General features: G+C 45.9%; 24 protein-coding genes. 23 read left to right on the forward strand and 1 reads right to left on the reverse strand.

The window, feature by feature from the left end:
- Positions 1-130 precede the first annotated feature (130 nt).
- Complete coding sequence (locus NSQ57_RS09705; protein WP_013309874.1) at positions 131-559, reverse strand: organic hydroperoxide resistance protein; 429 nt, start codon at positions 557-559, stop codon at positions 131-133.
- 147 nt (positions 560-706) lie between these two features.
- On the opposite strand from NSQ57_RS09705, the gene NSQ57_RS09710 reads away from it, so the two are divergent.
- The 23 genes from NSQ57_RS09710 (at position 707) to NSQ57_RS09820 (ending at position 22,808) form a co-directional block, all read left to right on the forward strand.
- Positions 707-1,177 carry a MarR family transcriptional regulator gene (locus tag NSQ57_RS09710; protein ID WP_029516981.1) on the forward strand — a complete coding sequence of 157 codons (471 nt, stop codon included), beginning with the start codon at positions 707-709 and terminating at the stop codon, positions 1,175-1,177.
- Positions 1,178-1,512: 335 nt separating this feature from the next.
- Entirely contained in the window at positions 1,513-2,673 is a 1,161-nt protein-coding gene (gene sucC / locus NSQ57_RS09715; protein WP_029516982.1) for an ADP-forming succinate--CoA ligase subunit beta, read from the forward strand.
- A 49-nt stretch (positions 2,674-2,722) separates the two neighbouring features.
- Positions 2,723-3,652: a succinate--CoA ligase subunit alpha gene (sucD, locus tag NSQ57_RS09720; RefSeq protein WP_029516983.1), complete on the forward strand. Its 930-nt coding sequence runs from the start codon at positions 2,723-2,725 to the stop codon at positions 3,650-3,652.
- A 226-nt stretch (positions 3,653-3,878) separates the two neighbouring features.
- Positions 3,879-4,997 (forward strand): DNA-processing protein DprA, encoded by a 1,119-nt coding sequence (gene dprA / locus NSQ57_RS09725; protein WP_342425955.1) that lies wholly within the window; start codon positions 3,879-3,881, stop codon positions 4,995-4,997.
- Between the two features lie 352 nt (positions 4,998-5,349).
- The gene (gene topA, locus NSQ57_RS09730) at positions 5,350-7,452 is read left to right on the forward strand and encodes a type I DNA topoisomerase (protein WP_029516985.1); all 2,103 of its coding nucleotides are present in this window, start codon (positions 5,350-5,352) and stop codon (positions 7,450-7,452) included.
- A 27-nt stretch (positions 7,453-7,479) separates the two neighbouring features.
- Positions 7,480-8,820 carry an FADH(2)-oxidizing methylenetetrahydrofolate--tRNA-(uracil(54)-C(5))-methyltransferase TrmFO gene (gene trmFO, locus NSQ57_RS09735; RefSeq protein ID WP_039274718.1) on the forward strand — a complete coding sequence of 447 codons (1,341 nt, stop codon included), beginning with the start codon at positions 7,480-7,482 and terminating at the stop codon, positions 8,818-8,820.
- Positions 8,821-8,846: 26 nt separating this feature from the next.
- On the forward strand, positions 8,847-9,389 hold the full coding sequence (gene hslV, locus NSQ57_RS09740; protein WP_013309881.1) for an ATP-dependent protease subunit HslV: 543 nt from the start codon (positions 8,847-8,849) through the stop codon (positions 9,387-9,389).
- A gap of 36 nt (positions 9,390-9,425) precedes the next feature.
- Positions 9,426-10,826 (forward strand): ATP-dependent protease ATPase subunit HslU, encoded by a 1,401-nt coding sequence (gene hslU, locus NSQ57_RS09745; protein WP_342425956.1) that lies wholly within the window; start codon positions 9,426-9,428, stop codon positions 10,824-10,826.
- A gap of 409 nt (positions 10,827-11,235) precedes the next feature.
- On the forward strand, positions 11,236-11,643 hold the full coding sequence (flgB, locus tag NSQ57_RS09750; protein ID WP_013309883.1) for a flagellar basal body rod protein FlgB: 408 nt from the start codon (positions 11,236-11,238) through the stop codon (positions 11,641-11,643).
- A gap of 6 nt (positions 11,644-11,649) precedes the next feature.
- Positions 11,650-12,102, forward strand: coding sequence for a flagellar basal body rod protein FlgC (gene flgC / locus NSQ57_RS09755; protein ID WP_029516988.1), 453 nt, complete (start codon positions 11,650-11,652; stop codon positions 12,100-12,102).
- 39 nt (positions 12,103-12,141) lie between these two features.
- Positions 12,142-12,456: a flagellar hook-basal body complex protein FliE gene (gene fliE / locus NSQ57_RS09760; RefSeq protein ID WP_029516989.1), complete on the forward strand. Its 315-nt coding sequence runs from the start codon at positions 12,142-12,144 to the stop codon at positions 12,454-12,456.
- Positions 12,457-12,491: 35 nt separating this feature from the next.
- A complete protein-coding gene (fliF, locus tag NSQ57_RS09765) occupies positions 12,492-14,075 on the forward strand; it encodes a flagellar basal-body MS-ring/collar protein FliF (RefSeq protein ID WP_013309886.1) in 1,584 nt (527 codons plus the stop codon).
- An 11-nt stretch (positions 14,076-14,086) separates the two neighbouring features.
- On the forward strand, positions 14,087-15,103 hold the full coding sequence (fliG, locus tag NSQ57_RS09770; protein WP_013309887.1) for a flagellar motor switch protein FliG: 1,017 nt from the start codon (positions 14,087-14,089) through the stop codon (positions 15,101-15,103).
- Entirely contained in the window at positions 15,096-15,932 is an 837-nt protein-coding gene (locus tag NSQ57_RS09775) for a FliH/SctL family protein (protein WP_029516990.1), read from the forward strand. Before fliG ends, NSQ57_RS09775 begins: the two co-directional genes overlap by 8 nt.
- On the forward strand, positions 15,919-17,238 hold the full coding sequence (gene fliI, locus NSQ57_RS09780) for a flagellar protein export ATPase FliI (RefSeq protein ID WP_029516991.1): 1,320 nt from the start codon (positions 15,919-15,921) through the stop codon (positions 17,236-17,238). Before NSQ57_RS09775 ends, fliI begins: the two co-directional genes overlap by 14 nt.
- Positions 17,239-17,248: 10 nt before the next feature.
- Positions 17,249-17,692 carry a flagellar export protein FliJ gene (gene fliJ / locus NSQ57_RS09785; protein WP_029516992.1) on the forward strand — a complete coding sequence of 148 codons (444 nt, stop codon included), beginning with the start codon at positions 17,249-17,251 and terminating at the stop codon, positions 17,690-17,692.
- Between the two features lie 47 nt (positions 17,693-17,739).
- Positions 17,740-18,723, forward strand: coding sequence for a kinesin (locus tag NSQ57_RS09790; RefSeq protein ID WP_029516993.1), 984 nt, complete (start codon positions 17,740-17,742; stop codon positions 18,721-18,723).
- Between the two features lie 26 nt (positions 18,724-18,749).
- A complete protein-coding gene (locus NSQ57_RS09795) occupies positions 18,750-20,210 on the forward strand; it encodes a flagellar hook-length control protein FliK (RefSeq protein WP_029516994.1) in 1,461 nt (486 codons plus the stop codon).
- Between the two features lie 19 nt (positions 20,211-20,229).
- Positions 20,230-20,763 (forward strand): flagellar hook capping FlgD N-terminal domain-containing protein, encoded by a 534-nt coding sequence (locus tag NSQ57_RS09800; RefSeq protein ID WP_318626667.1) that lies wholly within the window; start codon positions 20,230-20,232, stop codon positions 20,761-20,763.
- Positions 20,760-21,140: a TIGR02530 family flagellar biosynthesis protein gene (locus tag NSQ57_RS09805; RefSeq protein WP_039274704.1), complete on the forward strand. Its 381-nt coding sequence runs from the start codon at positions 20,760-20,762 to the stop codon at positions 21,138-21,140. Before NSQ57_RS09800 ends, NSQ57_RS09805 begins: the two co-directional genes overlap by 4 nt.
- 103 nt (positions 21,141-21,243) lie before the next feature.
- Positions 21,244-22,053 (forward strand): flagellar basal-body rod protein FlgF, encoded by an 810-nt coding sequence (gene flgF / locus NSQ57_RS09810; protein WP_342425957.1) that lies wholly within the window; start codon positions 21,244-21,246, stop codon positions 22,051-22,053.
- 60 nt (positions 22,054-22,113) lie between these two features.
- The gene (locus tag NSQ57_RS09815; protein ID WP_013309896.1) at positions 22,114-22,338 is read left to right on the forward strand and encodes a flagellar FlbD family protein; all 225 of its coding nucleotides are present in this window, start codon (positions 22,114-22,116) and stop codon (positions 22,336-22,338) included.
- The gene (locus NSQ57_RS09820) at positions 22,335-22,808 is read left to right on the forward strand and encodes a flagellar basal body-associated FliL family protein (RefSeq protein ID WP_023988194.1); all 474 of its coding nucleotides are present in this window, start codon (positions 22,335-22,337) and stop codon (positions 22,806-22,808) included. Before NSQ57_RS09815 ends, NSQ57_RS09820 begins: the two co-directional genes overlap by 4 nt.
- The last annotated feature ends 32 nt before the right edge of the window (positions 22,809-22,840 follow it).

Below are 22,840 nucleotides of genomic sequence, written 5' to 3' on the forward strand. Positions count from 1 at the left end.
TTATACTATGAGTATATCAATTTCGTATATACGATTATGCATCATCTCCCATGTTACTTGATGGAAAAACAACAAGCCCCTCGACCAATACGGTTCAGGGGCTTGTTGTGAAATTCATTCTAACTCTATGTTACAAAACGTTCAGCTTCACTTCAATATTACCGCGGGTAGCGCGGGAGTATGGACATTGTTCATGTGCGCCTTCCACCAGTTTTACCGCAGTTTCATGATCAACGCCTTTGACCAGAACGTCGAGGTTTACTCCGATTCCGAAGCCGCCGTCTTCGACTTTGCCAAAATGGACCGTAGCTGTGACTTCGGTACCTTCATGTTTAACACGTTGCATGCGAGCAACCATATTTAAGGCACTGTCAAAGCAAGCGGAATAGCCTGCTGCGAACAATTGTTCTGGGTTCGTACCTGCACCACCTGCACCGCCCATTTCTTTTGGAGTATCAATATCTAAACGAAGTTCGGGGGAAGAAGACTCGATATAACCGTTACGTCCACCAACCGCTTTTACTGTTGTTTCATACATTTTTTGTTGAATGGTCATCATAATCTAATCACGGCCTCTCGCTCAATTTATATTTTACACAATTTAATTTATCAAAATAATTATTGTTTGTAAAGTATTTTGTGCAATTAGCATGTATTTTATTATATAATGTGCTAAAATAATGACGAAAGTAGGTGATCAGACAGCATGGAAAACAATCCTATTGAAGGTACAGCGTTGAAACTTGATAATCAGTTATGCTTTGCCATATATGCATGCTCCAGAGAGATTACGAAGCTATACCAGCCTTATCTGGAAAAGCTCGGTGTGACGTACTCGCAATATTTGGTACTTATCGTGCTCTGGGAGCGTGAAGAGTGTACAGTGAAGGAATTAGGTGAGGCACTATATTTGGACTCCGGCACATTAACTCCGCTATTGAAGAGATTGCAGAACGCCGGGCTTATCGATCGAAAGCGTTCCACTCAGGATGAGCGTAAGGTGCTGATTTCTTTGACGACAGAGGGAAGCGCATTACGGGACAAAGCTCTGTCTGTACCTGGATGCATCCAGGAAAAAACAAGTATGACCCGTGATCAATTTGGGTCGCTTCTGCTCCAGTTCAATGATCTGCTCGATCGTGTTCATCAAGCGAATGTACAAATCGAAAAATCATAAGGTAATTTCAGTTGCTCTTGCGAATCTTACGGCATGAGTTAATCTTCACTGAAAAAAAATACTTAATCATGTTTGAAGAAAAAAGTGCCTCTTAATGCGGATTAGGTAATCCCATGTTGTAGAGGTGCTTTTTTTGTGTGAATTTGTATTATGTATAATATCCAATAATATCCAAACATTCGATTTTGGGAATGATAATGATATCAAAATACTGTAATTCATAAGGTTAAATTATAAGGAAAGCGTTTTAAAAACATGTTACAATGATGTAGGTTTAGTATAGATTTCCTTGTGAACCGCCCTTGTTGCAGTCATGTTGATAGGAGGATTCCAGAATGAATATCCATGAATATCAGGGTAAAGAAGTATTGAAACAGTACGGAGTGGCTGTACCGAACGGTAAGGTTGCCTATACGGTGGAGGAAGCCGTTGCTGCGGCAGAATCGCTTGGGAGCGCTGTTACGGTGGTAAAAGCACAAATTCATGCTGGTGGACGCGGTAAAGCGGGTGGCGTGAAAGTTGCCAAAGGTTTGGATGAGGTGCGGACTTTTGCTGCTGAAATTTTGGGTAAGGTGCTGGTGACGCATCAGACCGGACCTGAAGGTAAAGAGGTCAAACGCCTTTTGGTTGAGGAAGGCTGCGATATTCGTAAAGAATATTACGTCGGTGTTGTCGTAGATCGTGCGACTGGACGTATCGTAATGATGGCCTCAGAAGAAGGCGGTACGGAAATCGAAGAGGTGGCTGCAGCCACTCCGGAGAAGATTTTTAAAGCGGTTGTTGATCCAGCGATTGGGCTTCAGGTGTATCAGGCCCGTAAGTTGGCGTATGACATTAATATTCCTAATGAACTGGTAAACAAAGCAGTCAAGTTTATGCTGGCGCTATACGAAGCTTTTGTGGACAAGGACTGTTCGATTGCAGAAATCAATCCCTTAGTCGTTACGGGTGATGGGAATGTACTGGCGTTGGATGCCAAACTGAATTTTGATTCTAATGCGTTGTTCCGTCACAAGGATATTTTGGAATTGCGTGATTTGGATGAAGAGGATGAGAAGGAAATTGAGGCATCTAAATACGATCTAAGCTATATTGCTCTGGATGGAAATATTGGCTGTATGGTCAATGGTGCGGGTTTGGCGATGGCAACCATGGATATTATCAAATATTACGGTGGCGATCCGGCCAACTTCCTAGACGTGGGGGGCGGTGCGACGACGGAAAAGGTAACCGAAGCGTTCAAAATCATTTTGTCCGATCCGAAGGTAGAAGGTATTTTCGTGAACATTTTCGGCGGAATTATGCAGTGTGACATCATTGCGAACGGCGTCGTGGAGGCTGCCAAACAGTTGGGGCTGACTCGTCCGCTTGTTGTCCGTCTTGAAGGGACGAATGTTGGGCTCGGTAAACAGATTTTAGCGGAATCCGGTTTGAATATCGTGGCAGCCGATTCTATGGCGGATGGCGCCCAAAAAATCGTCGAACTTGTTCAATAGCCTGTTTGCATTCCGATATGCCGAATAAACGATAGGGGATGTGAAGATCGTGAGTATTTTGGTCGATAAGCATACAAAGGTGATTACACAGGGGATTACGGGAAAAACGGCGTTGTTTCATGCCAAGGGTGCACTTGATTACGGTACACAAATGGTAGGTGGCACCTCTCCAGGTAAGGGGGGCACCGAGGTAGAAATTACACTGGAGAACGGACAACAGGTCAAATTGCCAGTGTTTAACACAGTGAGCGAAGCCAAGGAAGCTACTGGCGCAACAGCGAGCGTGATTTACGTGCCACCGGCTTTTGCAGCAGATTCCATTTTGGAGGCTGTAGATGCGGATTTAGATCTCGTGATTTGTATCACGGAGGGCATTCCGGTGCTTGATATGATTAGGGTCAAACGTTTTATGGAAGGTAAAAAGACCGTTCTGATTGGCCCTAACTGTCCAGGTGTTATTACACCAGGAGAATGTAAAATCGGTATTATGCCAGGTTACATTCATCTACCAGGTCATGTAGGCGTTGTGTCACGTAGTGGCACTTTGACCTATGAAGCAGTGCATCAGTTAACGACCCGGGGTATAGGACAATCTTCCGCTGTTGGTATTGGCGGTGACCCCGTTAAAGGTTCGGAATTCATTGATATTTTGCAACGTTTCAATGAGGACCCCAACACTCACGCTGTCATTATGATTGGAGAAATTGGGGGTACAGCCGAGGAAGAGGCTGCTGAGTGGATCAAGGACAATATGACGAAGCCGGTGGTTGGTTTTATCGGCGGTGTGACTGCGCCTCCGGGCAAACGGATGGGGCATGCTGGTGCCATTATTTCTGGCGGAAAAGGAACGGCTAAAGAGAAAATCGCCACGCTTGAAGCCTGCGGGATCCAGGTGGCACCGACTCCTTCCGAAATGGGCTCGACACTGGTAAGTGTGCTGGAAGCACGTGGTATTTTGAATTTGTGCACGACACATTAAATCGTGTTCCTTCATTAATATACAGGCCATAAAACGCATCGAAATTTGCCGCAGGCTAGTGTATAATGAAAGAAAGGTAAGCAACCTTTTTATCTTCTGAAACAGGGGATGAAAAGGTTGCTTTTTTTGCGTTAAGACAGGCTTATCAGGGAAACGCTTGCAAAATGACTCATTGTGCCACAAAATAAGGGAGGGTTCACTCTTCCGTGAATGGGGGAACCATAGTTTGGAAGAAAGATGGCTTTTGTTAGGCTTACATGAGTTAGAGGGAATCGGAAGAAAAACAATCCAGCGTATTTGGTCGAGTGACTATCAATTGCATGAGCTACTGCATTTTAGCGAACAAAAATGGATTGAGATAGGGTTAAGCCCTGCTCAGGCACGCATTGCGGCCCAGTGTTACGATGAAGAATGGGTGCATGAACGATATCAGCGAGTCCAATCCGGTGATATTGGAACGGTAACTTATGTGGACGAGGATTATCCCCTATTAATGAAGGAAACAGTTGATCCACCCTGGGTAATGTATACAATAGGGGATAAATCACTTTTGCATACATGTTCTGTAGCCATGGTAGGAACTCGCGTTCCCACCGCTTATGGACGTAGAGCAGCGGAGATACTAACAGAGGGATTATGTAATGCAGGGATTACAATAGTTAGCGGATTGGCGAGAGGCATTGACAGTATTTGTCACGAAACAGCCCTGCGCCGGGGAGGAAACACGATTGGTGTACTGGGAACAGCGATCGATCAAATTTATCCTCCCCAAAATGCGTCTTTATTTGCAGAGCTGGCTAGCAAAGGCTTGATCGTATCAGAGTATCCTCCAGGCACAAGGTCGCATCCGGGAATGTTTCCACAACGTAATCGGATTATAGCCGGCCTAACGAAGGGAACGCTTGTCGTCGAAGCAGATGCAAGAAGCGGTTCTTTGATTACAGCTGATGCTGCGCTAGAGGCAAATCGAGATGTGTTTGCTGTTCCCGGACCCATTACGTCACCGAAGAGTAGAGGCACGCTGAGCTTGATTAAGCAAGGAGCCAAAACAGTCACTGAAGCTTCGGATATTATTGAGGAGTATGAAGCGGATTTGCGTACAAGGGGGGGTTCTTCATACAATAGAGAGCAGAGTCCTAATCTGAAGGAGGTCTCCAAATTGCCAGAAAGTGAGACTTCTGAGGAAAACCGTGTCATACTGTTGCTCGAACAGGGAACCATGACTCTGGATGAACTGCTCGATGCTACGGCATGGGATTTTGGACTTTTACACGCAGTTCTGTTATCGTTAATCATAAAAAAAAGGATCGCCCAGCTAGCGGGCACAAAATACAAGCTTATTTAGTAGTTGTTTTTGCAAAGTCCTTAGTAAATGCACAAATTCAATTTTAAACATCAGGTGGAGGGCAGTATGGCATTTATCCGCGCCGCGGATTCCTACTCCTTCCCCACTTCCTGAAATGTGTTGAATTTATAGCTCGTACTAGTGAAGCGTTGGATTTGAACTTGGAAAAGCGACAGCGTTCGCCTTTGTAATGGAATTCTAACTTTATCGAAGGTTTATAAAATCTAAGAATTCCGTTACAAACAGTAATTGTAAGATCAATTCCATCGTGTAGCTTCTCTACGAACTATAGCTCACCACATTTCAGGAAGTCTATCATACTCATGTGTGTAATTGAGAGGAGGAAGAGCCTATGGCGGATTCACTCGTCATCGTGGAATCGCCTTCCAAGGCGAAGACGATCGGCAAATACTTAGGCAGCAAATATATCGTCAAGGCTTCCATGGGTCATATCAGGGATTTACCGAAGAGTCAGATCGGCGTAGAGGTCGAAAATGATTTTAATCCCAAATACATTACCATTCGAGGTAAAGGCTCAATTCTAAAAGAATTAAAGGATGCCCGAAAAAAAGTGAAAAAAGTATATCTGGCGGCTGACCCGGATCGCGAAGGTGAGGCTATTGCCTGGCATCTAGCGCATGCGCTGGAACTGGACGATACGGCAGATTGCCGTGTGGTATTTAATGAAATTACAAAGCAGGCTGTCAAAGATGCTTTTAAAACACCCCGTAAAATCAATATGGATTTGGTCAATGCTCAACAGGCACGACGGATACTGGATCGACTTGTAGGCTACAAAATCAGCCCGTTGCTCTGGAAAAAGGTGAAAAAGGGCCTATCCGCTGGGCGTGTGCAGTCGGTTGCGGTGAAAATTATTCTGGACCGGGAAAACGAGATCAGTGAGTTTGTACCAGAAGAATACTGGACGATTACAGCTAAACTAGCTATTAAAGACAGCACCTTTGAAGCGAAATTTCATAAGCTGCGCGGTGAAAAGAAAGAACTCTCCAGCGAAGCGGATGTACAAGAAGTGTTGGAAGCTATCGGAAAATCGTCTTACAAGGTGCGCGATGTGAAAGAGAAAGAGCGTTTACGCAATCCTTCTCCTCCATTCACAACAAGTTCCTTGCAGCAGGAGGCGGCTCGGAAGCTCAACTTCCGTGCTTCTAAAACGATGTCTGTAGCTCAGCAGCTATATGAGGGTGTGGATTTAGGTAAAGAAGGGACCGTGGGTCTAATTACGTATATGCGTACGGATTCCACACGGATCGCCGCTTCAGCTCAAGAGGAAGCGAAAGAATTAATTATTCAAAAATATGGCGAAGCTTTTGTACCTGAAACTCCTCGTCAATATTCAAAAAAAGCGGCCAACGCCCAAGATGCGCATGAAGCGATTCGCCCAACCTCTGCGTTACGCGAACCGGAAACAGTTAAACCGTTTATGAGTCGGGATCAGTTCCGTTTGTACAAATTGGTATGGGAACGTTTCATGGCCAGCCAGATGGCTTCTGCTATTATGGATACTTTGTCCGTAGATATTGAAGCGGGTGAGACGATATTCCGGGCAGCAGGTTCGAAGGTTCGTTTTCCAGGTTTCATGAAAGTGTATGTAGAGGGAAATGACGACGGTAAAACCGAAGAAGATAAACTGCTGCCACCACTTCAACCAGGCGATAAATTAAAAAAAGAAGCAGTTGAGCCGAAGCAGCATTTTACACAACCGCCTCCCCGTTATACGGAAGCGCGACTTGTTAAGACGCTGGAAGAACTGGGTATAGGACGTCCAAGTACGTATGCGCCGACGCTGGAAACCATTCAGAAACGTGGGTACGTTGCTATTGAAGAGAAGAAGTTTTTCCCTACAGAGCTGGGCGAATTGGTCATCGAACAGATGGAGGAGTTCTTTCCAGAGATTTTGAATGTGGAGTTTACAGCTCATATGGAAGGTGATCTTGACCACGTCGAAGAAGGCGAAGGTAATTGGGTCAAAGTGTTGAGTGACTTTTACGAGTCATTCGAGAAGCGACTTGAAGTGGCTGAAGAAGAAATGAAAGAAATTGAAATAAAAGATGAAGTATCCGATGTTATTTGTGATAAGTGTGGCAGCCAAATGGTCTATAAGCTTGGCCGATTTGGTAAATTCCTGGCCTGTTCTGCTTTTCCAGATTGCCGTAACACAAAGCCAATTGTTAAGGATATCGGGATTGATTGTCCTACATGCGGTGAGGGACATGTTGTCGAACGACGAAGTAAAAAGGGACGTATCTTTTACGGATGTGACCGCTACCCGGAATGTGATTTTGTATCCTGGGATAAACCGTCCATTAAGCCTTGCCCAAGTTGCAGTAGCCTAATGGTTGAAAAACGTACGAAACAAGGAACGAAGCTCAACTGTACTGTCTGCGATCACAGCGAAATGCTGGAAGAGAGCGATGAGAGTGTAGAGACTTCTTAAGAACAACATTAGCAGGGGGATTTAAACGTGAGTGAACTACAAAAGGTAACGGTCATCGGAGCAGGCTTGGCGGGCAGCGAAGCTGCCTGGCAAATTGCAAGCCGTGGAGTGCCAGTCAAGTTATATGAAATGAGGCCGGTTGTAAAAACACCAGCACATCATACAGATAAATTTGCCGAACTGGTATGCAGTAATTCCTTGAGGGCAAACGGCCTAACGAATGCAGTAGGCGTACTGAAGGAAGAGATGAGAATACTGAACTCCTTGATTCTGAGCGCAGCAGATCGTCATGCTGTTCCGGCTGGCGGTGCATTGGCAGTAGATCGTGACGGATTTTCCGGTCATATTACTGATACGCTTCATCAACATCCTTTGATCGAGGTTGTTAATGAAGAGCTTCAGGAAATCCCACAGGACGGTATTGTGGTTATTGCGACGGGGCCTTTAACTTCTCCAGCTTTGTCGGAACAGATTAAATCACTGATGGGAGAGGAGTATTTTTATTTTTACGATGCGGCGGCCCCGATTGTGGAAAAGGACTCTATCGACATGAGCAAGGTTTATCTGGCTTCCCGTTATGATAAGGGAGAAGCAGCGTACTTGAATTGTCCGATGAACGAAGCGGAATTTGATGCTTTTTATGAGGCTCTGATTACGGCTGAGGTAGCGCAAGTCAAGGAATTCGAAAAAGAAATTTATTTTGAAGGCTGTATGCCCATCGAAGTGATGATGCAACGTGGGAAACAAACGGCATTGTTCGGACCTATGAAACCTGTGGGTCTCGTAAATCCGCATACAGGTGAACTGCCTCACGCAGTTGTTCAGCTTCGGCAGGACAACGCTGCAGGAACGCTGTATAATCTGGTTGGTTTCCAGACTCACCTCAAATGGGGGGAGCAAAAGCGTGTATTTTCAATGATTCCGGGTCTTGAAGAGGCAGAGTTTGTACGTTATGGTGTGATGCATCGCAATACCTTTATTAATTCACCGCAGCAACTTCATCCAACCTATCAGTTCAAGGGAAGAAGTAATCTATTCTTCGCCGGACAAATGACCGGTGTAGAGGGATATGTGGAGTCGGCAGCTTCTGGTCTGCTGGCCGGGATGAATGCGGCACGAGCAGCACGTGGACAGGAAATGTTTGTATTTCCTGCAGAAACGACATTAGGCAGCATGGCGCGGTATATTACGACCGCTGATTTTAAACATTTTCAACCGATGAATGCAAACTTTGGTTTGCTTCCAAAGTTGGAAAAACGGATTCGTAACAAAAAGGAAAAGAATGAAGCTCTCGCTAGTCGCGCGTTGGAAAGTTTGCGCGGTTATATCAATGAAACGGGAGTTATATCAGCTGAAGTACAGGCATAGGGATGAAGGAAAAGGAGGAGCGCGTTATGGATATGTCCTTTCATGCTACCACCATCTGCGCTGTACGCCACAATGGCAAAGGAGCTATTGCGGGTGATGGACAGGTAACGTTCGGTAACAGTGTTGTAATGAAGCAGACGGCAAAAAAAGTACGCAGATTGTATCGTGGTCAGGTCGTTGCAGGATTTGCGGGTTCGGTGGCCGATGCTATCACGTTATTTGAAAAGTTTGAAAATAAGCTAGAGGAACACCACGGAAATCTTCAAAGAGCAGCCGTGGAACTGGCCAAGGACTGGCGTCAGGATCGTATCCTGCGTAAACTGGAAGCGCTTATGATTGTGATGGACTCTTCCGGGATGCTGCTCATTTCTGGAGGCGGCGAAATTATCGAGCCGGATGATGATGTGCTTGCCATTGGCTCAGGTGGCAATTTTGCATTGGCTGCTGCCCGCGCTTTCAAACGCCATGGCTCTGGCATGGAAGCAAAGGACATGGCACGGGAAGCGCTAGAGGTTGCTTCGGAAATATGTGTGTATACGAACAATCAGATTATCGTGGAAGAACTGTAAATCGGCTCTGAGTATTCAAGGGTGGAGGAGTGCAAAATGAATAATCAATCGTTGACGCCCAGACAAGTGGTATCCGAGCTGGATAAGTATATTGTCGGACAAAAGGAAGCAAAAAAATCTGTTGCTGTTGCCTTGCGCAACCGCTATCGGCGTAGCAAGCTGCCGGATGACATCCGGGATGAAATTGTGCCTAAAAATATTTTGATGATCGGACCAACTGGTGTGGGTAAAACTGAAATTGCACGTAGACTTGCACGGCTCGTAGGGGCTCCTTTTGTCAAGGTAGAGGCGACCAAATTTACAGAAGTGGGTTACGTCGGTCGTGATGTGGAATCCATGGTGCGTGATCTGATGGAAACCTCCATTCGCATCGTCAAGTCGGAACGAACAGAGAATGTGAAGGACAAAGCGGAGGACATGGCAAATGAACGGATTGTCAGCATCCTTGTACCTGCAGAAAAGTCAAACAAATCGCAACGTAATCCCTTTGAAATGCTGTTTGGCAATAACACGGGAACTTCGATAGAAGAAGAACCACCACAACAGGATGGATCTTTGGCAGAAAAGCGCCGTAAGGTTAAATTCGATCTGTTGTCCGGTAAGCTTGAGGATGATGTCATAGAGATTGATGTGGAGGATACTGCACCCAATATGCTCGATATGTTTGCTGGGCAAGGGAATGAACAAATGGGTATGAATATGCAGGAGATGTTCGGAAGTTTTCTGCCCAAGCGGACGAAGAAGCGCAAGCTGCCAGTCAAGGAAGCTCGCAAGGTGTTGATTCAAGATGAAGCCGCCAAATTGATCGATATGGACGATGTGATTCAGGAGTCTGTGAAGCGTGCTGAGCAATCGGGTATTATTTTTATCGATGAAATAGATAAGATTGCCAGCCAGGGTAAGGGGAGTGGCCCCGATGTGTCGAGAGAAGGCGTCCAGCGCGATATTTTACCTATTGTCGAGGGATCTACCATCATGACCAAATACGGTCCGGTAAGAACAGATTACATTCTGTTTATTGCTGCAGGAGCTTTTCATGTTGCAAAACCATCTGACCTGATCCCTGAGCTTCAGGGCCGTTTTCCAATCCGTGTGGAATTAAGTAGCCTGACTTTGGATGAGTTTGTGTCGATACTGACGGAGCCTAAAAATGCGCTGACCAAGCAATACACTGATCTACTCCGTACCGAGGAGATTGAAGTCGAATTTTCTGCGGAAGCGATTCGTGAGATTGCCAGTATTGCTGAGTCTGTAAATCGCAACACCGAAAATATTGGCGCACGTCGTTTGCATACCATTCTAGAAAAGCTGCTGGAGGATCTGTCGTTTGAAGCACCAGAGCTTACATTGGATCGTATGATCATTACCCCGGAATATGTACGTGAGAAGCTGGGAGATATTGCCCAAAACAGGGACCTTAGTCAGTATATTTTATGAATAGGGTTTTCTAAAAATAGGGTGTGTGGTCCAGAATAACACTATCTTGCACCGTCATTTAGACCTAGATAATGGTCAAGTTGATGATTTTTCTGTCTATTCCAAAAGTAGGACGTATAATCTTTTACAGGTGTAAAGTGCTAAGAAAACATTCATTTTCTTGAAAAAAACCTGAAAAATTTAACAATTTATGCATCTAAAGCCCTCTTTTTTTAAAAAGATAGGGCTTTTTTCTTATTGTAATTAGGTCCCAACTCTACGAAACTTAGAATATATGACAGAAAGTTATTATTTTCTACTTAAGACCTAAAAGAAATGTATAATTATGAAATTTTATTGTCGAAAAAAAGTGAAAAATCTTGTTTTATTGAATCTTACTTTGGAGTAGACGCTGGGAGGGAGGAGCTAAATGAATCTGCTGGGTGATATGAGCTTTCAAAAGCTTCAGGCAGGTGTACAGGCGGCAAATACGAGACAACGTGTGATGGCTGACAATATTTCCAATGCGGATACCCCGTATTTTAAGCGTTCGGAGGTTTCATTTGAAGAACTGCTTCAGCAGCAAATGGACGGGGATGTCACACCACTACGTGGAAAAGTAACCAATTCAAGACATTTTCAAATAGGACCTGTGAACTCCATTCCAGATGCCACGGTCACCAAAGATGGGTACTCAGTCATGAATAACAATATGAACAACGTAGATATCGACAGAGAAATGAGTCTTATGGCTGAAAATCAACTAAGATATAATACCTACATCCAAGAAATTAATGAGCGCATCAAGATGATGAGAACAGCGGTAGAAGGGAGATAGGAATAGGTGAAGATTAACAACGGCTTTGATATTAGTGCGTCTGCTCTTACGGCCCAACGGTTGCGGATGGACGTTATATCTAGCAACATTGCCAACGCAGAGACAACTCGGGCGAAAGTAGAGAATGGACAAGCAGTTCCATATCGGAGAAAAACGGTTGTTTTGGAGCCGAACCAATCTGGCTTTGCCGATGTTTTGAAGGCTCAAATGGAAGGAAGTAGAACTAGCGCTGCTGGCGTTAAGGTTTCGCAAATTCAGGAAGATCAGTCACCTTTGAAGCCTGTGTACAATCCGGGTCACCCGGATGCTGATAAAGATGGCTATGTATATATGCCTAATGTAGACATTATGAAAGAAATGGTCGACATGATTTCCGCAACACGCTCATACGAAGCCAATGTAACAGCTCTGAATGCATCAAAGGCTATGGTTTCCAAAGCGCTTGAAATCGGTCGCTAAGCTCTAGGACTACTAATTACTTAATAGGGAGAGTAAAACATGATTCAGAACGCCATGTTTAATGTACAGACACCGGTAATACAGCAGATTCAATCGCCTAACAATGAGTTGGCGAAAGCGACGCCTTCCGAATCCTTGAAGGACTTTGGTTCCTTCCTAAAGGATGCTCTCAATGAAGTAGGGCAGCAGGAAGCCGCTACGCACCAGATGTCCGACCAATTCATGGCAGGCAAAGTTGATGTAGATCAGGTCATGATCACTTCCCAACAAGCGCTGCTTTCCCTGCAGCTTACTACACAGGTCCGAAACAAAGCGATCGAAGCCTATCAGGAGATCATGCGTACACAGATGTAAAGAGGGTTTAGCAAAGTTTCGGATGGGGTGACGGAGTGAACGAGAGAATCGCCCAATATCGGGATAAGATTTCCGGGTATTGGAATAATTTTAGCAAAAAACAGAAGATATTACTTGTTTCGACATTAGCATTCATCATTATCGCTGTTGTAGTGCTAACGATGCAGTTTACCAAAACCGAGTATGAAGTGGCTTTCCGGGATTTAAATGCTAACGATGCTGCCGGAGTCATTAAATATCTCGATTCTGCGGGTATACCGTATCAACTTAATGCTGGTGGGACACAAATCTCAGTCCCAACCGCTAATGCGGATAAGGCGAAGGTAGATGTTGGGTCTCAAGGCCTGATTCAGAAGGGTTCAATCGGCATGAGCGCTTTTGACCAGTCCTCCTCTGCCATTGGCATGACGGAGAACGAGTTCAATGTGAAGTACAATAATGCATTGAACGGCGAAATACAGCAACTGTTGGAACGGATGGATGGTGTCCAAAGCTCCAAAGCTGTCATTAATATGCCAAAGGAAAACATTTTTGCCGGACTTGAGGAAAAGGACAAAGCCTCCGCTTCGATTCAAATGGAATTCGAGCCTGGCTTTACTCCAAATCAGCAGGCGATCGATGGATACTTTAATCTGGTAAAAACGGCCGTACCGAATCTTCCAGTGGAAAACATTACGATCACTAATAAGGAATATGAGTTGATTCCAACGGCCAAGGGCGGCCAAGGTGGGCTCACTAGTGGTGTTCAAGAAAACATGGCTCTACAGAAGAAGTTTGAGAGCGATGTAAGGAATAATGTTCAACAATTTTTGTCGAAAATTGTTGGAGACGACAAGGTAAATGTACTTGTGATGTCCCAGCTAAATTTCGACAAAGTAACATCAAAGGAACAAATGGTCACACCTGTTGACCAAACGAAAATGAAGGGTATTGAAATTAGCGCCCAACAAATTCAGGAAAGCTATACAGGTAGTAGTGGACAAACCGGAGGAGTTGCAGGAACAGGAACACAGGATGTTCCGGGCTACCCCGGAGGAGCTAATTCCGGCAATACCAGCTCAGATAAGAGCTCAAGTACGATTAACTACGAAGTTAACCGAATTGCAAGGGATATTATCCAAAGTCCGTATACTGTAAAAGATTTAACCATTAATGTAGCAGTTGAACCACCAACAGGTCAGCAAACGTTGGATACTGCAACTCAGACAGCAATTCAAAATATTTTGGTTAATATCGTAAGAGCGTCGTTGGCGAATTCTGGTACTACAATTACAGACGCTGATTTGGCTAAGAAGGTTTCGGTGTTCTCACAAGCAGTTCCGGCGCCTGCGAGCACAAATACATTCTTCTCAGCTTCCAACCCTTGGCTATGGGGCATCGGAGCTGCTGTTCTGGCACTGCTGGCGGGTGTAATCTTCCTCATCGTACGCGGTCGTCGTAAGCAGGAAGAAGAGTTGGATGAAGAATTGCAACTTATGCCAACGCCGACGGAGTTCCCGTCTATTACCATGGAAAGTGTGACAAATGAAAGTCAAGTGCGTAAACAGCTTGAAAGTCTGGCGAAAAAGAAACCCGACGAATTCGTCAATCTGCTTCGTACATGGCTGGCTGACGAATAGAGGTGAGTTCATTGGCAAAGGCAAGCAGTCAAGGTTTAACGGGAAGACAGAAAGCAGCTATACTTCTGATCACAATGGGACCAGAGGTATCTGCTCAAATATTCAAGCATTTGCGTGATGAGGAGATCGAGCAACTTACATTGGAAATTGCCAATGTGCGGAAGGTCGATGCCATTGAGAAGGACTCCATCATGGCCGAGTTTCATCAAATTTGTTTGGCTCAGGAGTACATTTCCCAAGGCGGTATTAATTACGCTAAAGAAATATTGGAAAAAGCACTCGGATCGCAAAAAGCAGTTGAGGTCATTAACCGTCTAACAGCGACGTTACAGGTAAGACCCTTCGATTTTGCCCGCAAAGCTGATCCAAACCAGATATTGAATTTTATACAGAATGAGAATCCGCAAACGATTGCTCTCGTGCTTTCGTACTTGCAATTCGAGCAGGCGGCTGCAATTCTGTCGTCTCTGCCACAGGAAAAGCAGGCAGATGTGGCCCGGCGTGTCGCTGTCATGGACAGTACATCTCCGGAAGTTATTTCCCAGGTGGAACGAGTGTTGGAGCAAAAGCTGTCTGCAACCGCGACGCAGGATTATACGAATGCAGGTGGTATCGAGTCCATTGTTCAGATTTTGAATGGCGTAGACCGCGGAACCGAACGTACGATTCTCGACTCGCTTGAAATTCAAGATCCAGAACTGGCTGAGGAAATTAAGAAAAGAATGTTCGTGTTCGAGGATATCGTCAATGTGGACAACCGTTCCATTCAGCGCATTGTCCGCGATATCGACAATGCAGATTTGCAATTGGCGCTTAAAGTATCCAGTGAAGAAGTGCGTGATGTGATTTTCCGAAATATGTCGAAACGTATGGCAGAAACCTTCAAAGAGGAAATGGAGTACATGGGACCGGTGCGGTTGCGTGATGTGGAAGAAGCACAGACACGTATCGTATCGACGATCCGCAGATTGGAAGAGGCCGGTGAGATTATAATCGCACGCGGCGGAGGAGATGACATCATTGTCTAACTTGATCAAATCTTTCCAATATGTTCCTGTAGAGGCTTTGAAAACAATTGATGTGGCACATACGTATGCGCCAGAAACGACGGACGAAGAAATCACAACTGAATATACGGAGCCGGAGCCTCAGCGAGATCATGAGGCTGAACGGCTACGGGATGAAATGCTGAAAGATGCTAAGGATTTTGCCGAACGTCAGGTTCGCGAGGCAGCTGAAGAAGCGGAACGGATGCTTCAGGAGGCGCAGCAGCAGATTGAAGCCTGGTGGCAGGAGCGACGCGAGCATGACGATCAGCTGACTCAGTCGTTAAAGGCTGATGGGTTTCAGCAAGGATATGAAGAAGGTCAGAAGCTGGCTGAGGCCGAGCTTCAGACGAAATCAGAGCAGATGATGGAAGAAGCACAGGATATTCTACGTCAGGCCTATGAGATAAAGGAACAACTAATTCAGGAAGCTGAGCCTTTTCTGGTTGAACTGAGTAGTGCTATTGCTGAGAAGGTCATTGAGAAACAGCTTAGCCTTGAGCCGGACTACACGATAGAATTAATTCGTAAAAATTTGGCTCGTAAGCGGGAAAAAGGAACCATTACATTGTGTGTGTCGCCTCAGCATTTCGCATTTGTGCAAGGTGCACGAGAAGAATTGTCATTAACTGTCGATTCGCAGGCAGAACTGCAAATTATTCCTGATGGTACCGTGAAAGATCGCGGTTGTGTTATCCGTTCTTCTTTTGGGAGCGTGGATGCGCGGATTGATACGCAATTAGCTGAGATCAAAAAGGAACTACTGCGTCTGGCACATGAGAATGAGGAGCGAAGACATGAAGGGGCTTAATACGCAGCGCTACATGGATCATTTGCGCCAGCTGGACCCGGTTCGGGTAAATGGCAAGGTTACGCAGGTTATCGGCCTGATGGTTGAATCGGAAGGTCCGGATGCCAGTATCGGGGATGTTTGTTACATTTATCCGGGTAAAACGGCAAAGCCGTTGCAAGCGGAGGTTGTAGGCTTCAGGGACAATAAAGTGCTTCTAATGCCACTTGGAGAACTGCAATCCATTGGTCCCGGTTGTGATGTAGTAGGAACAGGGAAGCCGTTGAATGTGCAGGTCGGGTCGGAACTGTTAGGCAAGGTGCTGGACGGCTTGGGTCAGCCTCTGGATGGCTCATTGATTCCCTCGCGAATGGCGAGATATTCAACCTTCAATATTCCGTCCAATCCGCTGAATCGTCCGCGTGTGCAGGAACCAATCAGTATCGGGGTGCGCGCTATTGACGGGTTGCTTACTATCGGTAAAGGACAACGGGTTGGTATTTTTGCAGGTTCGGGTGTAGGTAAAAGTACCTTGATGGGAATGATTGCCCGTAATACGGAAGCTGATGTGAATGTAATCGCCTTGATCGGGGAACGTGGACGCGAGGTGCTGGACTTTATTGAACGGGATTTAGGTCCGGAGGGACTAGAACGTTCCGTGGTCATTGTGGCAACTTCCGACCAACCTGCGTTAATCCGTATTAAGGGTGCACTTATTGCAACGACGATCGCGGAATATTTTCGGGACCGCGGGTTGAATGTCATGCTGATGATGGATTCAGTTACCCGGTATGCGATGGCCCAACGTGAAGTCGGCCTAGCCGTAGGGGAGCCACCGGCAATGAGAGGGTACACACCTTCCGTGTTTGCTAGTCTACCTAAGCTTCTAGAACGTGCAGGGACAGGCCCTACTGGCTCCATAACCGCTTTCTATACGGTACTGGTCGATGGTGATGATATGAACGAGCCCATCGCGGATGCGGTGCGCGGGATTTTGGATGGACACATTGTCTTGAATCGTGGGATTGCGAACAAAGGACATTTTCCGGCAATCGATGTGTTAGCGAGTATTAGCCGTGTTATGAAGGATATCGCACCACGAGATCAGATAGACGCTGCCGAGAACATTAAGCGCTTGATGGCCATTTACAAAGATTCGGAGGACCTGATTAATATTGGGGCCTATCAGCAGGGTTCAAATGCAGAAATTGACGAATCCATGGAGCGTATACGGGATATATGGGATTTTACAAGACAAAGAACAGATGAAAAGGCTGAGCTGGACGAGGTAAGAGAGCGTTTGATTTCTGAATTTACGAGGAGATGAAGGTTGAACGATGAGATTTCAGTATTCCTTTCAGAAAGTTGTAGACTTGAAAACCAACGAAAAGTCACAGGCCGAATGGTTGCTTTCCAGTGCTGTTGGACAATTGCAGGCTGAGGAGCAGACATTAACACAGCTTGTAGGCGAAAGGAATCGAGTCATATCAGCCATCCAAAAGGCTGCCGAGGATTGCGCACCACTCTCTACCATTCAGGAATTACAGGCTTATGTTAATCATCTGGACCAATGTATTACACGCAAGCATAGGGATGTTCAATATGCGCAGCAAAATGTGCAAAGCAAACAAACCGTTTTGACCGATAAAATGCTGGATGAACAGGTTTGGCTGAAAGCGAGAGAGAAGGCCAACGTGAAATTCCAACAGGAAGTGCTCCTGCGCGAGCAGAACGAGCTGGATGAAATGGCTTCCGTGCGATTTGCCATGAAAGCCCGGTAAGCGGAAAGTCATAGGATACGCATATCAGCTGCCTGAGGAGGAAGACGATGGCACAGAAGTTAGCAGAAAATGAACTGGATATGGATTTAGGAAAAGAATCAGGCGGGGGATTTGAACGGTTTATGTTTTTCCTGATTCCGATTGTGTTCACAATCGTTCTGGTCGGGGTCCTGCTTACATTGTTCAATATGGACTTCAGAAGCGAAATGATTTCATTAGGGAACAAAATACCAGTTGTTAAAAATTGGGTACCTGAACCGAAAGATAAGGCTACACAGACGAAAGAGGCAGATCAAAAGGCTCAGTCCGAAAGTTCTGAAGCAACCATTCAGCAGTTAAAGGCAGATCTAGCCAAGCAGACGGAGGAGCTTAAAAAGGCTACCGCTGCTAAGACGACACAAGATAAAAAGGTTACTGAACTGCAGAATCAGGTCAATACGCTCCAAACGCAACAGGAACAGCAGCTACAGGCCAGTCAGCAGGGACAGGCTGGTACGCAAACTACAGGTGGAACAACAAATGAAGATCCTTATGTAAAACAGGCCAGAGATCTTGCTAGTATGTATGAAGGAATGACAGCTAGTAAAGCGGCACCGATTATGGAGAATCTGACTACGGAAGAGACTGTGCAGCTGCTAAGCTACATGGACCCTGCCAACAGTGCGAAGATTTTGCAAAAGATGGACGCTAAAAAAGCAGCCGATATTACTATGGCTCTGAAAAACGTAACGCCATCTACGGATTTGTCAGTTGCTGCGTTGCAGTCTCGTCTGAAAAAGGATCAAGGTACCACAGCTGGCACGACGAGTAAGAGTTTGCAAAGCACTCAAATCAGTAGCACATTTGCTTCCATGGACAAGAAGAGCGGTGCCGAACTTATTTTGCAAACTTACAAAATCAGTCCAGACAAGGCATTAAACATATTAAATACAGTAGATGATTCGACACGTGGTTCTTTACTACAAAATATGTCTGCCAAGGATGCGGCTCAGACCGCAAAAATTTTAAACAAACTGATGGGCAGTAAGTAATTTAAATGAAGGGAGGTGAAAAATAAATGACCCTTATTTCTCAAAGTGTATCGCTCGGCTCCAGTCAGACAGCTAGCAGTACAACGGCCTCAACAACGACTACAGCCACAGCTGCTGGAGCAACCACGGGTGCTTTTAATCAAACACTTACGCAAATGATGACAGGCGGGCAAACGGGCTCAGCAGGCACAGATGCGAACGGTTCTCCATTAGTTATGGTACTCCCGCTTATTGCGACTGGAGAATCCACGGAAGCTCCAACGGAGTCGCTGGTCGAAACACTGGCTCCTTTGCTGCAGAATCTCGAAAAGTTGGATGACCAAGTAGCTGCCGATCCTGCTCTGCTTGCAACTCTGCAAGCTTGGATTCAGCAAGTACAACAGTTTTTGCAAGGCGACGGAACAAATCAACAGTTAAACGGTGGAGAAACGACAGAGGCGACAGGCTTAACAGCCTTGGCAGCCAACCCGGCTACTCTTCGATTTGCATTGCAGGACGCTTTGTCACAACTTGCCAATGTAGCAGAGCAGGCTTCTGGAGACCAAAAGTCCCAGGTGACACAGTTGCTACAATCGCTCCAAAGCGCAACGGCAGGTACGGGAGCAATTTCCGATGAGCAGTGGAATGGTGTAATGAAAGCTGTGGAACTTGCTGATGGTGGGGATTCACAAGCAGTTCAGCCTTCTGCAAATCGAACAAATGGTACTCAGACCGTAGCTACAGCCACTACAGACAAACAGGTTGTTGCTTCTCAGCAGCAAGCTAGTCAAGGCGAAACTAATCAACAAGGTTCAGAAGGGCAACGTTCATCAACTAATATTCTCGTTCAGTCTGCAGTTAAGACGACTGGAGCGGATGAAGCGAGTGCATTCGTAGATGCAACTGAGCAAGCGGATTCGACAGCAACTGACAATCAGACTCCAGTGATCACGACTGCGGGACAGCTTTCGGTACAAACGCAAGGAACAACACCTTCGGCTCCGGCTCAACCAGTCGTACATGTGCGGCAATTTGCCAAGGAGATGACCGAATTTGTAGTGCAGAAACTTGACATTGTAAAACACACTGGCTTGACGGAAGCGACTATCATGCTTCGTCCAGATCATCTGGGCCAGCTGGAGGTTAAGCTGACAATGCAAAATGGTCATCTGGTTGCCCAGTTCATGACTGAGCATAGCGGAGCGAAGGATTTGCTGGAACAGCAAATGTCGCAGCTGCGTTCGAGTCTCCAGAGCCAAGGTATCCAGGTGGATAAGGTAGAAGTCACGCACAATGAGTCGCTTTCCTCCCATATGTATCAGGATGGGCGCGGATCTGGAGCTAATCAGCAGCAGCAGCAATCCAATCAACGTTCCAAAGCTCGTGGTAGAGAAGAGAGCGAAGATGCTATGAAGGTAGCTGAAATGGCAGAGGAACTCCGTAACTGGACAGCAGAACAACGTGCAGATGATATAAATCGGACAGGCTCCTTTACAGCACAAGCGTAATGATGGAGGTGAGAACACAATGACGACGACAGACAACAATGTATCCACCAGCAACGTCTGGCCGAATTACAATGTGAACAATGTCAAAACGGCGAGTGCTAAGGATACTAAGACTATGGGTAAAGATCAATTTCTGAAAATTTTGATCACCCAGCTACAAAATCAGGATCCGATGCAGCCTTTGGAGGATAAAGAATTTATCGCTCAAATGGCCCAGTTTTCCTCAGTGGAACAACTGATGAACATTTCTACGCAGTTGAATGCATTGGGACAGTCTTTGGGTACGGCTTCCGGTTTGATAGGAAAAGAAGTCAGCTGGATTGAGGCAGGTAAAAAAGACTCCATCACAGGTGAAACAGGTGCGGGTACCGTAAAAAGTGGAATCGTGGATTCTATCGTTATTCGCGACGGTGTGCAGTATGCCAAAATGGGAGCGGCTGAGGTGGCATTAAAAGATGTAACATCAGTGAGTCAGGCTAATACAACGACTCCCGCTACAAATACATCGGATACTTCATCTTCTTCCTCTACTGGAAGCGGTGAGAACTCATGAATGATAGAATGACGGTCGGACGCCTTTTTCCCGCCAACGTGCCCCCGGCAGCAATCTCACAAAACCGAGTAAATTCGGTATCCAAGGATGCCAGACCGTTCGGTCAGGTGTTGCAGGAACAGGTGCTCAAGCTGAGCAACCATGCAGCCAAGCGTCTGGAGCAGCGGGGAATAGAGTTGAGAAGTGACCAAATGGCGAAAATCAACTCTGCTGTGGATAAAGCAGCTGCCAAAGGCGCCAAAGAATCATTGATTTTAATGCAGGATATGGCTTTGATTGTAAGTGTACCTAATCGAACAGTTGTTACCGCGATGGATAAGAAGTCCATGGAGGATAACGTATTTACGCAGATAGATAGTGCTGTAATTATTTCATAAAAATGTATATGGAGTGGCTGGCCCGAATAGGAAAGCCATGAAAAAGCCGCGGATCGACTGATGCGGTCAACTAAGCAACCAATCAGAGGAGGATTTATACTCAATGTTGAGATCAATGTATTCAGGTGTATCGGGCATGAAGGGCTTTCAAACAAAGCTGGACGTTATCGGTAACAACATTGCAAACGTAAATACTACAGGCTTCAAGTCCAGCCGAGTGATGTTCAAAGATATCTTGAGCCAAACCAGTTCGGGTGCAAGTGCGCCTGACGCTACGACAACTGCAGGTCAAAATGCCAAGCAGGTTGGTCTAGGGGTGTCCGTCAGCTCAATTGATACCCTGCACCTTCCGGGTAGTGCAATGACTACCAATAATCCGACGGATTTGCGGATTAACGGTGACGGATTTTTCCTGATCAAAATGAATGATGCACAGGAAGTCCCTTATCTGACTCGTGCGGGTGATTTCCACATAGACGCAAACCGAAATCTGGTTACTGCAGATGGATTTTTTGTAGGAGATGCGGGTGGAGATCCAATCACACTTGCTGACAATGTTACGGCAGTCTCTATCTCGCAGGATGGTACGATTGTACAGCAGCTGGATGATGGTACAGTAGATAATGGCACGCAAATTGGTATAGCCAGAGTTACTAACCCGGAAGGTTTGGAGAAAATTGGAGGCAGCCTGTATCGTACAACGGTCAACTCCAACATTGATGCACTTGAGCCTGGAGCAGCCAACTCAGAGGGGCGTGGAGCTATCATCGCGGGTCAGCTGGAAATGTCCAACGTTGATCTGACAGGCGAATTTACCGAAATGATCGTAGCTCAGCGCGGATTCCAAGCGAACTCGCGTATCATTACGACCTCGGATGAAGTGCTTCAGGAAGTTGTAAACTTGAAACGATAATCTCATTTAAACGCGGAGGAGTAGAGGCTCCTCCGCACCTATCAGGAGGTTGGTATTACGATGATCCCGTTAACGCGGCTGAACGGCTCGCCTATGTGGCTTAATGCGCTGCTCATTGAGACTGTGGAGGAAACACCGGATACATACGTCACTTTGGTGACGGGGAAACGGTTGATTGTATTGGAAAAAGCGGCAGATGTCGTCTCCTTGATCAAGGGTTACAGCCGTGAAATCGGCATGCATGCCGCCACGATAAAAGTGCAACAAATGGAGGAAGACGAATGAAGAAGATGCTGCCATGGCTCATTACAATTTTACTCGCGATTACTTTGATTGCAGGCGCGGCCTTTGTACTTATACCAGCGCTTAGCGGGAAGAAGTCGGAAGTCATACCGAATGCGCAAGCTGCTCAGGCAGAACAACTTCCAAGATTGTCAGCAGATGAATTGGTGGAAGTGAGCTCTGAAATTACCGGTATCAAAACAAATCTGGCAGACGCAGATTACATTGTTCAGATGAACCTATCTTTTCAATTGAACGATGCCAAAGCAAAAGAATCTTTTGAAAAAATCAAAGACATCAGTATTAAGCCCATCGTTATTCAATTACTTGCAGACACCAAACCTGATGAGCTCAGAACGGCTAAAGGCCGGGACCAGTTCAGTGACAAGCTGACGGATCTCATCAACAAGTCGCTCCCTGAAGGTCACCTGGGGAACGCCAAAATTACAGACTTTTTGCTGGCAGCCATTTGATTCCAGGTGAACTTGTCAGGAACACGTAAGGG

Source organism: Paenibacillus sp. FSL L8-0502 (genome assembly GCF_038593055.1).
In the GTDB taxonomy this organism is placed as follows: Bacteria; Bacillota; Bacilli; order Paenibacillales; family Paenibacillaceae; genus Paenibacillus; species Paenibacillus polymyxa_D.